Origin of the sequence: Corallococcus sp. RDP092CA (assembly GCF_041903675.1) — a bacterium.
In the GTDB taxonomy this organism is placed as follows: Bacteria; Myxococcota; Myxococcia; order Myxococcales; family Myxococcaceae; genus Corallococcus.
The window spans coordinates 39,362-51,470 of sequence record NZ_JAYESI010000040.1; the positions used below are offsets into that span (position 1 = coordinate 39,362).

The 12,109-nt window shown below is 70.0% G+C and carries 11 protein-coding genes; 1 reads left to right on the plus strand and 10 read right to left on the minus strand.

Annotated elements, in window-relative coordinates; all coding sequences use genetic code 11:
• Window positions 1–2 precede the first annotated feature (2 nt).
• A complete protein-coding gene (locus U8525_RS30465; protein ID WP_374270216.1) occupies window positions 3–1,313 on the plus strand; it encodes an HD-GYP domain-containing protein in 1,311 nt (436 codons plus the stop codon).
• On the opposite strand, the gene U8525_RS30470 is transcribed toward U8525_RS30465, so the two are convergent.
• From U8525_RS30470 to U8525_RS30515, 10 genes are all read right to left on the minus strand, one after another.
• Entirely contained in the window at window positions 1,294–2,304 is a 1,011-nt protein-coding gene (locus U8525_RS30470) for an RluA family pseudouridine synthase (protein WP_374270217.1), read from the minus strand. The genes U8525_RS30465 and U8525_RS30470 overlap by 20 nt on opposite strands.
• Before the next feature lie 11 nt (window positions 2,305–2,315).
• On the minus strand, window positions 2,316–2,579 hold the full coding sequence (locus tag U8525_RS30475; protein ID WP_120526362.1) for a hypothetical protein: 264 nt from the start codon (window positions 2,577–2,579) through the stop codon (window positions 2,316–2,318).
• Window positions 2,580–2,656: 77 nt separating this feature from the next.
• Window positions 2,657–4,546: a helix-turn-helix domain-containing protein gene (locus tag U8525_RS30480; protein WP_374270218.1), complete on the minus strand. Its 1,890-nt coding sequence runs from the start codon at window positions 4,544–4,546 to the stop codon at window positions 2,657–2,659.
• On the minus strand, window positions 4,543–5,445 hold the full coding sequence (locus tag U8525_RS30485; protein ID WP_374270235.1) for a P-loop NTPase: 903 nt from the start codon (window positions 5,443–5,445) through the stop codon (window positions 4,543–4,545). Before U8525_RS30485 ends, U8525_RS30480 begins: the two co-directional genes overlap by 4 nt.
• A gap of 267 nt (window positions 5,446–5,712) precedes the next feature.
• The gene (locus U8525_RS30490; protein ID WP_374270219.1) at window positions 5,713–6,306 is read right to left on the minus strand and encodes an HNH endonuclease; all 594 of its coding nucleotides are present in this window, start codon (window positions 6,304–6,306) and stop codon (window positions 5,713–5,715) included.
• On the minus strand, window positions 6,303–7,697 hold the full coding sequence (selA, locus tag U8525_RS30495; protein WP_374270220.1) for an L-seryl-tRNA(Sec) selenium transferase: 1,395 nt from the start codon (window positions 7,695–7,697) through the stop codon (window positions 6,303–6,305). Before selA ends, U8525_RS30490 begins: the two co-directional genes overlap by 4 nt.
• A 191-nt stretch (window positions 7,698–7,888) precedes the next feature.
• Window positions 7,889–8,269 (minus strand): VOC family protein, encoded by a 381-nt coding sequence (locus U8525_RS30500; protein WP_374270221.1) that lies wholly within the window; start codon window positions 8,267–8,269, stop codon window positions 7,889–7,891.
• Between the two features lie 27 nt (window positions 8,270–8,296).
• Window positions 8,297–9,322 carry a serine/threonine-protein kinase gene (locus U8525_RS30505; RefSeq protein ID WP_374270222.1) on the minus strand — a complete coding sequence of 342 codons (1,026 nt, stop codon included), beginning with the start codon at window positions 9,320–9,322 and terminating at the stop codon, window positions 8,297–8,299.
• A 16-nt stretch (window positions 9,323–9,338) separates the two neighbouring features.
• Window positions 9,339–10,487, minus strand: a complete 1,149-nt coding sequence (locus U8525_RS30510) for a hypothetical protein (RefSeq protein ID WP_374270223.1) — start codon at window positions 10,485–10,487, stop codon at window positions 9,339–9,341.
• Window positions 10,488–10,637: 150 nt separating this feature from the next.
• Window positions 10,638–12,083 (minus strand): hypothetical protein, encoded by a 1,446-nt coding sequence (locus U8525_RS30515; RefSeq protein ID WP_374270224.1) that lies wholly within the window; start codon window positions 12,081–12,083, stop codon window positions 10,638–10,640.
• Window positions 12,084–12,109 lie beyond the last annotated feature (26 nt).

The following is a 12,109-nucleotide window of genomic DNA, read 5'->3' on the forward strand; positions in this document are numbered from 1 at the left end:
CCATGGCCGACAACCTGAAGATCAATCAGACCCAGGAGGAGAGCCTGGGGGAGTTCGGGCGCGAGCACAACGAGAAGCTCCAGAACCTGTCGCGCTCCATGCTCGCGGGCCTCTACATGCTGGTCCGCTCGGTGAAGATGTATGACCCGGAGAACGCGGTCTTCGAGAAGCCGCTCCACCAGCTCCAGGACATCATCAATCAGATCGTCGGCAAGGAAGGCCGGCTGGAGCTGACGGGCGTCAAGGACTCGTTCTACCTGAACGGCATGCTGGTGAAGGTGGACCTGAACTCCATCGAGAACCAGCGCTACCTCCTGTCGGAGATGCGCGCCAAGGACGTGGGCGGCATCACGCTGACGAAGCCCGTCACGGTGCAGGAGCTGAAGAACTTCATCTGGATCTTCAGCAAGGAGCAGTCCGCCACGTCCGAGGAGGACGGCCTGCAGGGGCGCAAGCTGCTCAACATGCGCGTGGCGAAGTTCTCCAAGCTGAAGGAGAGGCTGAACAAGGACATGGACACGCCGGGCGACCAGAAGGTCGACCGCAAGAAGTACGCGATGACCGTGTACGCCCGCGCGGTGTTCTTCCTCCAGAAGTACCTGGAGTCCGTGCGCGCGGGGAAGCCCATCGGCTCGTCGCGGGCGCTGCGCCTGGTGCAGGACTTCGTGGACATCTCCTTCGACCAGCGCACCCACTTCCTGGGCATGACGACGCAGAAGCGCGAGGAGGACTACCTCGTCTACCACCAGGTGAACGTGGCGCTGATGTGCATCGTCTTCGGCGCGGAGCTGGGCCTCACCAAGCCGCAGCTGCGCGACCTGGGCTACATCGCGCTCTTCCACGACGCGGGCATGACGACGCTGCCGGAGGAGCTGGCCACCAAGCGCGGCGCGCTCACCCCGGACGAGAAGGCGGCGGTGTCCCGCGCGCCGCTCATCAGCGTGCGCAACATCCTGATGGAGAAGGGCTTCAGCCGCTCCACGCTCCTGCGCGTGGTGACGACGTTCGAGCACAAGACGGACTACGGCACCGCGGTGCGCGACGCGCGCGGCAACATCCAGATGATCATCCCCAAGACGAACCTGGGGGTGTACGCGAAGATCATCGCCATCTGCGACGCGTACGACGCGCTCACCTCCCGCCGCCCCTACCGCGACGCCTACGGCCCGGAGGTGGCGCTGATGCTGATGTGGACGGAGATGCGCCAGAAGTTCGACCCGGAGCTCTTGTCCGTCTTCATGCGGGTGATGGCCATCCAGCCCATCAAGGTCCTCTCCCGCCGCCAGCAGCAGCTCAGCGTCTCCGGCCTGTAGCCTTCCTCGCCGCGGGCTTCGCCTGCGTGGGCGGGCCCGCGGGGAGGCTCGCCTCGCGCAGCACGGTGAGCGCCTGCTGGAAGTCCTCTGGCAGGGGGGCCTCCAGGTTCAGGGGCTTGTGGGTGCGCGGGTGCTGGAAGGCCAGGCGCCACGCGTGCAGCGCCTGGCGGCCCAGCGCCTCCTGGGCCTCCACCACCGCGCCCTTCGCCTTGCGGCCGGCGCCGTAGAGCGCGTCGCAGAGCAGCGGGTGGCCCGCCTCCGCCAGGTGGACGCGGATCTGGTGCGTGCGGCCGGTGAGCAGGTCCACCTCCACCAGCGCGGCGCCCTCGAAGGCCTCGCGCACGCGGAACAGGGTGATGGCGGGCTTGCCCTCCTTCACCTTGCCGGTGAACTTCTGGCGGTGGATGGGGTGGCGGCCGTAGAGCGTCTCGATGCGGCCCTCCGCGGGCGGCGCGCCGTGCACCAGGGCCAGGTACGTCTTCTGGACCTCGCGCGTCTTGAAGGCCTTCTGGAGGGCCACCAGGGCCTGCTCGTGCTTGGCGACGACGAGGCAGCCGGTGGTGTCCTTGTCCAGGCGGTGGACGATGCCGGGGCGCAGCTCGCCGCCCACGCCGGCCAGGTCCTTCACGCGGTGCAGGAGCGCGTTGACGAGCGTCCCGGAGGCGTGGCCCGCGCCCGGGTGCACCACCATGCCGGCGGCCTTGTCCACGACGACGAGGTCGCGGTCCTCGTGCAGCACGGACACGGGCAGGGCTTCGGCCTGGGGGACGGCGGCGACGGGCGCGGGGACGCGGAGCGTCAGCAGCTCGCCCCCGCGCAGGCGCTGCGCGGCCTTGGCGGGCCTGCCGTCGGACAGCACGTGGCCGTCCGCGATGAGGCCCTGGAGGCGGGACCGGGTGAGGTCCGGGAACGCGCGGGCCAGGTACGCATCCAGGCGCTCGCCCCGGGCTTCGGGGAGGGCGCGGTGCTCGCGCGTGACGGGTGCGGCCACGGCGGGAGGCGCTACCAGATCTTCGACTTCACGTGCGCCTTGGAGCGCAGGACGATGTCGTTGATGGCGCGCTCGAAGAAGTTCGCCTGGGTGCTGATCTCCGCGCTCACGCGGCTCTTGTAGAGCGCGCGCCCCTCTTCCAGTTCCTCCTTGAGGACCTCGAAAAGGTTGTCCTGCTCGATGCCCTTGATGATCTTCTGCTCGTTGTAGAGCGAGATATCGGAGGCGATCGCGCGGGCGAGTCGCATCGCCTTGACCTTTTCCTCTTCCGTCATCGTGCCACTACTTAGGCACCCACCCCGTGCGAGTCAACTTTTCCCGCTGCACGGGAGGGGGCCTGGCCCACTGCCGGTCAACGGCCCGACCTGGCGGGTTTCTCGGAGAACAGCGCGAGGTAGCTCTTGGACACGCGCAGGGGGTCCAGCCCCAGCTCGCGGGCGAGGTTCATGAGGATGCCGCGCAGGTACACGGTGGTGGGCAGCGCGGTGTAGCGGTCCGCCTCCACGTTCTCCAGGTGACGCACGGAGATGCGGGTGCGGTCCGCGAGCTGCTGGAGGGTGAGGCCCCGGGCCTCGCGGACCCGGCGGAGCAGTTCGCCGTTGAACTCGGCGTCGGAGGGGAGGTCCAGTCCCCGGGGGCGGGCCTCGCGCACCTTGGCGGCCACCTGGGCCAGGGCGGACTCAGCGGTCGCGATGGCGGAGTCCTGCGCCAGGACCTGGGCGTCCCCCAGCTTGCGGGCCGCGGGGGCCTTCACGGCGCCCGGCCCCGTGGGGCCGGTGGGCGTCGGCTGCGCGTCGCTGGAGCCCGACGACAGGGGCCGCACGGCGTCGCGGGAGGCGCCGGTGGCCGGGGTCCGGGCCAGGGCGGTCGTGCTGGCGTCCAGGGCCGGGGCGGGGTTCGGCGCCGACTCGCCCTGGGCGGTCGTCGCGGCCAGCGGGGCGGAGGATTCCGAGGCGGGCGCGGGGCCGGGCTCCGGCGCCTGTGTCGCGGCCACCGCCGGGGCGTCGGGCGCGGGCCGGGGCGCCGGGGGCGCTGTTGCCCCGGAGGCAACAGGGGCCAGGGGGGCCTCCACGCGCTCCGGCGCGGAAGGAGCCGTGGCCACGGCCGGGATCGACGAGGCGCTCTCGGACACCGAAGTGGATCCGCCGGGTGCCACCGCACGGTCCGGGGCTGCGTTCGTGGAAGCGGATCCGCTGGGTGCCACCGCCCGGTCCGGGGCTGCGTTCGTGGAAGCGGATCCGCTGGGTGCCACCGCCCGGTCCGGGGCGGCGCTCGCGGTCGAGGCGCCTTCTGTGGCCACCGCACCGTCGGAGGCGGCGCTCGCGGAGGCGGCTCCGCTGGGTGCCGCCGTGGAACCCGCGGGTGCGGAGCCGGTCTCGTTCTTCACGCTGTCCGACGACGTCGGGGCGGCGGCCCGCGGGGACTCGACCGGAGGTTCGACGGGCGCCGGGGCGGCGCGGACGGACGCGGCTTCGGCCGACGGCAGGGCTTCCGCGGGGGGCGCGGCGTCCACGGCCTTCGGCGCGGGCTTCGCGCTCTCGGAGCTGGCGGGCTTCGCGTCCACGGCGGGGGCCTGCGCTTCTCCTGCGCCCCTGCCCTGCACGCGCAGCGGACTCGCGGGGACGTAGACGAATGACAGGCTCTGGGTGAATGAGGCACGGAAGGCCTCCACCACCGCCACGCCTCCCACCATCACCGGCTCGGAGGCCACCCCTGACATGTCCTTCCCCGAGGCCTCCTGCCGCTTCGACTCCTCGCCCCGCATCCGCTCCTCGCTCTTTCCAGGCGTCCCGCTCGCTCGCGGCGCCTCTCCTTCATTGTCGTTCACGGACGCCGCGGCCTTCAGTCGCGACTCCGCCTCCACCCTCTCAGCATCTACCGCACCCGCGGCCTTGGCCAGCGCCGCCGCGGCGGTGGCCAGGGCCTCCGCGACCCGCGTGGCCGAATCCACCTTGTCCACCACCTCCGCTGTCGCGGCGGTCTTCGCGAGCCGCTCGGTGGTCAGCCCGATGGAGCGGTCATACTCGACGCGCAGGTCCGCGTCGGTGAGCATCTCCATCGCCTCGTTCATCCGTTCACGCAGCGCCGCCACCTGCTCCGGATCGCCCAGCGCGTACACCGCGATGGAATCCGGCGAATACAGCTCCATCAGGCGCTGGTGGGCCGCGCGGATCTCCGCGTCGGTCGCCGTGGGCGGCACCTCCAGGAGCTCGTAGTAGGTCTGCTGCGCGAAGGGCTTCATGGCGTGGCGGGCTCGGGGGAAAGGCCGTCGAGCGTGAGGATGCGCGCGGCGATGCGCTGGAGTCCCTGGGACACGGGCGAGTCGGGCCGCTCGATGAGCACCGGCTTGCGCTTGCGCACCGCGCGCCACGCCTCGTCGTCGTGGCGCAGGGCCCCCAGGTCATCCATGTCGATGCCGAAGAACTTCCTCCACGCGGACACCATCGCGGCGCCGACCTTCTCGTCCGCGTCCGTGCGCGCCTGGTTCACGACGAGCCGCACGTGGAACGCCGCCAGCTCGCGCTCCAGCCGCTCCGCGTCGGACGGGGCCTTGCGCCGCACCTGGGCGACGACGTCGTGCAGCGTCCGCAGGCCGCCCTCGCGGGTGGACAGCGCGCCCTCGACGAGGTCCTGGATGCCGTAGCGCGACTCCGTCTGCTGGAGCTTGCGGAAGAAGGCCGCCTTGACGAAGCGGTACGCGTTCTCCACGGACGTGGGCTCCGGCAGCACGACGAGCAGGCCGTGGTCCGCGATGAGGAAGAAGTCGAGCGTGTTGAAGCTGGTGCCCGCGCCCAGGTCCAGGATGAGGTAGTCCGCCGTCGTCTGCGACAGCAGCGTGCGCAGCAGCTTCTGCTTCTGCGCGTACTTGAGGTTCGCCGCGTCCAGCGAGTCCTGCGCGCCGGCGATCAGCGACAGCCCGGGCACGCCGGTGGCGACCATCACCTCTTCGAGGTTCACCTTCCCGCGCCGCAGGAAGTCCGACAGCGTGGCCTCCGGGGGGCCCACGCCCAGGCAGGTGTGCAGGTTGGCGCCGCCCAGGTCCGCGTCCACGAGCAGCACCTTCTGGCCCGCCTGCGCGAGCGCCACGCCCAGGTTCGCGGACACCATGGACTTGCCGATGCCGCCCTTGCCGCCGCCCACCGCGATGATCCGCCGCGAGCGCGAGCGCCGCGTCAGGCCCGCGGGCCCCGGAGACGACACGTCATTTCCCGCGCGCGGCGAAGCGCCAGCAAGCGAGGCGGGTGCGGCTGAAGGCAGGGAGGCGGGCTTCACGGAGGCTTGCATCAAAGCCCGTCCTACCGCCCGAGTCGACACCCCGCCATTTCACAGCCAGCCACTGGAGCCCCCAAGGCCCGCGCCCCGGCGCCCGGAGGCCCGGAGAGCAGGCGGCCGGGGGGCCGTCCGCTGCTATTCGTCGAGCAGCTCGACGTTCCAGTACGACACGTCCGCGAGGTGCAGGAACGGCAGCCACTCCCGGTAGGTGACCTTGCGGATGGCGCCGCGGAACAGCGGCGTCCAGCGCGGGCGCACGGGCTTCTTGAGCAGCCGCATCCCGGCCTGCTCCGGCGTGCGTCCGCCCTTCTTCAGGTTGCAGGGCACGCAGGAGCACACGACGTTCTCCCAGGTCGTCTTGCCGCCCTGGGTGCGCGGGTTGACGTGGTCCAGGTTGAGCTCGGTGCGGGGCAGCTGCCTCGCGCAGTACTGGCAGGTGTCGTTGTCGCGCGCGTAGATGTTGAGGCGCGAGAAGCGCACCTTGGCGCGCGGCAGGTGATCATACGCGCCGAGCACGAGGACGCGCGGGATGCGGATGGTGCGGTCGATGGTGGTGATGCTGTCCTGGGTGGCGCTCAGGGCGGCCCAGTCCTGGAACTCATACAGCCGGTACTCCTCATCGATGGCTTTGGCGACGCCCTGATACAGCAGGGAGAAAGCCCGTTTGACCGACGTCACGTGAACCGGTTGGTAGTACCGGTTTAAGACGAGCACGGCGCTGTTGATCATGGATGGCTTCCCAAACGGGCGGTCGCCACGGCCTGCGCGACCTGCCCCAGGTCCTCCTCTGAGAGACACCGGACGTCGAGAACCACCTCGTCGTCCGCGATCCTGCCAATAACCGGCACTTCGCCTTCGCGCAGGCGATCCAGGAATAGTTTCGGCGCTCCTACGGTGAGGCTGCAAGCGAAGGAAGGCAACTTGGCCAGCGGCATGGCACCTCCTCCCACCTGTCCATCCATGGACACGACCCGGCACCCGACGCCGCATGCCGCCAGCAGACCTGCCAGGCGTTCGGCACGAGCCTGTAACAATACGGGCTGCTGGGTGAGCAGGCTTTGCGTGGGGACCGCGTCCAGGCGGCCGTCCCGGTAAAGCTCCAGCGTCGCCTCCAGGGCCGCGACCGTCATCTTGTCGACACGCAGCGCACGTGTGAGCGGGTGGGACTTGACGCGCTGGAGCAGGTCCGCGCGGCCGACGACGACGCCCGCCTGGGGGCCGCCGAGCAGCTTGTCGCCGGAGAACGCGACGACGTCCGCGCCGTCCCGGATGGCCTGGCCCACGGTGGGCTCCGAAGGGAGGCCCGGGCCGGACAGGGGCACGAGCGCACCGGAGCCCAGGTCCTGGAACACGGGCACGTCACGGGAGCGTCCCAGCTCGGTGAGCTCCGCGAGGGACGCCTCTTCGGTGAAGCCGACGAGCGCGAAGTTGGAGCGGTGGACCTTCACGATGAGGCCCGTGTCCGGGCCCAGCGCTTGGGCGTAGTCCGCGCGGCGGGTGCGGTTGGTGGTGCCCACCTCGACGAGCTTCGCGCCGGACTGGCGCATGACGTCCGGGACGCGGAAGCCGCCGCCAATCTCCACCAGCTCGCCGCGGGACACGACGCACTCGCGGCCGGAAGCGAGCGCGGCGAGCACGAGCAGCACGGCGCCCGCGCAGTTGTTGACGACGATGGCGTCCTCCGCGCCGGTGAGCGTGCGCAAGAGGCCGATGAGCGGCGCGTAGCGGCTGCCGCGTTCGCCTTCGTCCAGGTCGTATTCCAGGTTGGAGTAGCCCCGGGCCACGGCGGCGACGCGCTCCACGGCTTCGGGAGCCAGCGGTGCGCGGCCGAGGTTCGTGTGGAGCACGACGCCGGTGGCGTTGATCACCGGCCGCAGGTTCGGCGTGGCGAGGGATGCGAGCGCCGCCTCCACGTCCGCGTCCTCGAAGGGTCGCGAGTCCCCGGCGAGGAGCCGGGCTCGGACGCGTTCGACCGCGAGCCGCAGGGCCGCGACCGCGCGGGCATGGGGAAGGTTCGCGAGCCGGGACTCCAGCGACGGCCGTCGCAGGAGTTGCTCGATGGAAGGGAGGCCACGCAGCAGTGCGTTCTTGCCCTCCGCGGAGTTCGATGCAGCGCCCATGCCCCGGGAGTCTATGCGGACCGCACCTGCCTTGTCGGCGCCCCGCGAGAAGCCTCTCCCCCTCGGGTATTCACACGCTCGGAGAGTCATCCCCCGTCAGCGCTGCTGATGGCGTTGACGGAGCAATGCCAGCTGCGTTGCGCGTCTTGCTAAATCGACGAGGTGGACTGCCCCCGCCGTGCGGAGAGCCATCACCACCCGCCGTAGGGCACGGTGATGGCCTCCATGTAGTGGCCGCTGGGGTCCTGGAAGTAGACCCCACGGCCCCCGTCATGGGTGTTGATCTGGTTCTCTTGATGGCCGAACGGATCCGCCCAGTGCTGGAGCTTCCGCTCCCGGAGCTTCGCGATCAGCGAATCGAAGACCTCCTCCGACACCAGGAACGCGTAGTGCTGGGGGGAGATGGCGTCCTTCGTCGTCATGTAGTCGAGCGTCGCCCCATCCGACAGCTTCACCGCATGGAAGTGCCCGAAGGGCTTCGGCTCCGGCAGTCCGAGCAGCTCCGCCAGGAAGCGCGCGGACGCCACCTGGTCCTTCGCGTGAACGATGGCGTGGTTGAAGCGGACAGACATGGCGGGCCCCCCGGCGGAAGGAGCCCGCTATAACGCGCGTCCGTGCTGGAGCACCAGCCGCCACAGCTTCGCCAGTTCAACGCGAAGCACCGTGGCGCTCGCGTACCGCGCCTCCGGCCGCTTCTGCATCAACCGGAGCACGACCTGCTCGAAGGCCTCCGGCAGCTCCGGCCGCAGCCTCCGTGGAGGCACGGCCGTCTCCTGCACGTGCATCAGCATCAGCGGCACCGGCTGCGCATGCCGGAACGGCAGCTGCCCCGTCAGCAGCTCATAGGCCACCACGCCCAGCGCATACAGGTCCGTGGCCGGGGAGACCTGCGTCCCGGTCACCTGCTCCGGCGCCATGTACTCCGGCGTCCCCAGCGTCGCGCCCTGGGCCGTGTTGCCCATCACATGCGCGCTCTTGGCGAGCCCGAAGTCCATCAGCTTCAGCACGCCCGTGCGCGTGATGAACAGGTTCCCTGGCTTCACGTCCCGGTGCAGCACCCCGTGCGCATGCGCATGCTCCAATGCCACCGTGGCGTGCGTCAGCCACCGCAAGGCATTGGCCAGCGTGGGGCGCCCCTCCTGCATCACCTGCCGCAGGTCCTTCCCCTCCAGCAGCTCCACCGTCAGGTAATGCCTGTCCCCATCCGAGCCCACGTCGAACACATGCAGGATGTTCACGTGCTCCAGCGCCCGGGCGTGCTCCACCTCCTGGCGGAAGCGCGTCACCATCGCCTCGTCCGCGTGCGGCACCGCCAGCACCTTGAGCGCCACGCGCTGGAGCTGTTTCAAATCCAGCGCCTGATACACCGCCGACGTCCCGCCCACGCCCAGCCACTTCTCCACCTGGTAGCGCCCCGCCACCACCTGCCCCGGGACCAGCCCCTGGTGCGAACGCGCGGGAGGCCGGGGCGTCACCGCCCCCTGGAGCAACGTGCCGCCCGGAGACACCGGCGTGCGCACCTGCGGCAGCGTGGGCCCCAGCCCGTCATCGGCCGGGGCCCTCCCGCGCAATGCCTCCGGGCCCAGGTAGGCCAGGCCTCCGCTGTCGGGATCCTTGGGTTGCACCCCTCACTCCCCTCTCCTACGGCTCCAGCAGCGAGACCGGCGCCGGCGCACCCGCGCCTTCGAGGTCCAGGTGCGGCGTGGGCAGGTTGTACTCCGCCGCGGCGAGGGTGGCCTCCACCATGATGGGGCCGGAGATCTCCGAGGGCTCGCCCTGGCAGAGCACCTCCACCACGTGCTCCAGCGTCCACTTGCCCAGGCGGCTCACCTCCAGCCGCTTGCCGTTGAACTTCGCCGTGTCCGACAGCGGGTCGCTCGCGCTGAGCTTCGCCTCCACCGAGTCGCCCAGGTAGCCGCGCGCCAGGTTCAGCACCCGGTCCACCACCGCGTTCCAGGCCTGCAGGTGCGTGCGGTCCTGCGCCTCGTCGATGATGTCCAGGCCCACCTGTAGCCGCTCCATGCGCTCCAGGAACTGCTGCACCAGCTTGCCCCGGATGACGCGGCCGTGCTGCGGGGCGATCATCTCCACCGCGGGCGTCAGCTTCCGGATGGCCGCCACCGCGCGCACCAGCGCCGAGTTCACCGGCATGTAGATCTGGTGGAACGCCCGGATGCCGGTCCAGTCGGACTCGTCCGCCCAGAGCCCCTGCGCCTTGCTGTCCGTGAGGCCGCCGAAGAGGTCGCCCGTGAAGAGCACCCGCGTCTGCGGGTCATAGAGCATCACCGCGCCCCGGAAGTGGCAGAACGGCGACGGCACCGGCAACAGCTTGTGCCCCGTGGGCACGTTCAACCCAGCAGAGAACTTCTCCGTCGGGATGAAGCGGTTTCGCGGCAGGTTGAAGTGGACGATGAGCCGCCAGGTGTCCTCGGAGCACAGGATGCTCGCGCGCGGCGAGTAGCGCGCCGAGATGATGTTCGCGGACGAGCCCACGTCCGGATCCTGGTGGTTGATGAACAGCGCCGACAGGCGGTCCATCCCCCCAATCAGCGACACCACCTTCGTGTGGATGGTGGAGAAGTCGCTGCTCGAGCCGGGGTCGATGAGGAGGTTGAACTCAGCCGGCTTCTTCGTCCGGGTGTCCGTGCCTCGAAAGCGGCGCAGGTACGGGTTGGCGAAGAAGATGCCGCCGGACTCGCGCTTCCCCACCCAGAAGGTCTCGGGGGCGATTTCGACGGCGGTGCGGTTGAGGTCTATCTGTTGGGGGCCGGGGGCGCTGGGCTGGCTCATGGCGTGTCTCCGTCACGCAAACGAGGGGGTTGGACGACGTCGCTCCAGCCTATCAGTCCAACCCCATCCCCGAGCCGCTTCCCGCAATCATGAACAAGCGGGCATGAGCGCCGCTTCTCGCTCTGCTCCCACCCGGCAATCAGGACCAATTCAGTCCTCGCCAGACTCCTTGCCCGGACGATCGTCGAAGAGCTGCACCCAGTGTCCGTCAAACCCGCCGTTCTGGGGCAAGTACCACCCACCCTGCAACCAGAAGCCCTGCTCCTGCCCGTCCTTGTCGTCCGTCACCCCCGAGTGCACGAAGTAGTCGTGCTGCCACCAGTACGCGTTCGCGGACGCCGGGTAGCCGCTCGCGCTCATGCGCGTCTGCCCCCGCGAGTCCACCACCGTGCCGGCCCAGGACTTGTCGTGGAACTCGCTGGAGCCGCCGCCGCCCGTGTCCGACGCCTTGTCGTTCAGCTCGAACGTGCCGAAGAACCACTTCTTCGACGGGTAGCCCTCGCGGTCGTCCTGTCCCTCGACGTCGCGCGTCTTCGAGAAGAAGCGCTGCATCCCCGGGCTCACCTCCGCCTGCCCCGCCTCGTTCACCACCGGGCTCTCCAGGTAGAAGAACTGCGACGACTCCGCCAGCCAGTGCGTCGCATAGCCGCCGAACTCCCAGTGCGTCGGGAGGATGTCCGCCATGTCCTGCAACTCGTAGGTGACGCGCTTCACCGCGGGCCAGCTGGCGGAGTCCCCGTTGTCATAGCGGCTGGCCAGCGCGTCCGCCGTGGCGTACCGCACCGGCCGCGCGTTGAACGCGGCCACCGCCGCGCCGTCGTCCTCCGGCACGAAGACGAAGTGCAGCTTCTTGCGCCCGTCGTCGTTGTTCACGTCCGCCTCCGCCTTCCCGCCCGACGCCATCCGGCCCGCGAAGAACGCGTACGGATCCGACACGAAGCGCAGCTCCTGACCGTGCGGCGCCAGCAGCTTGTCGGACCACTCGGCCTGCCAGATGAGCAGGTGGCTGCCCGTGCCCGTCTGCATGAACTGGAGATCGCTGCTGCCCGCGCGGCGCACCACGTTGCGCTTGTGCTGTGTCACCACCGCGAACGCCACGGACTCCCCGCTGCCCGGGTCGCCCACCACGTTGCGCACCTGCAGCTCCACGCGCTCCCAGTCGTGCAGCTGCCAGTGGCCCGCCGCGTTCTTATCCAGCGCGTGGTACAGGTGATACACGAGGACCAGGTTCTTCCCCCCGTCCATGTACTCAATCAGCGACGTGTACAGCGTCGGCCGGATGCGCCACCTGTCGAAGGCGCTCGGCCCCGCGCGCGACGCATCCACATACTGGTTGATCTGCTTCCAGTGCAGCTTGTTGTTGGAGAAGTCCCCGTCCTGGTCGAAGTCGAAGTTCGTCAGCCAGTCGTAGCCGTGCTTGTTGTCGTTCGCGTTCGCGCGCTTGAAGATGACCGGCGCGTAGTAGCGCAGGAACGCCTGCCGCTGCGCGTTCGTCAGCGACCAGGCCTGCGCCTCGGCCTCCGCCGGCGGGCACAGCGCCACCAGGGTGAACACCGCGACGACGAGGGGAGCGGCTCGGGTTGGGAGGGGGAGCATGCGACCGACGTAATCACGGCCCGCCC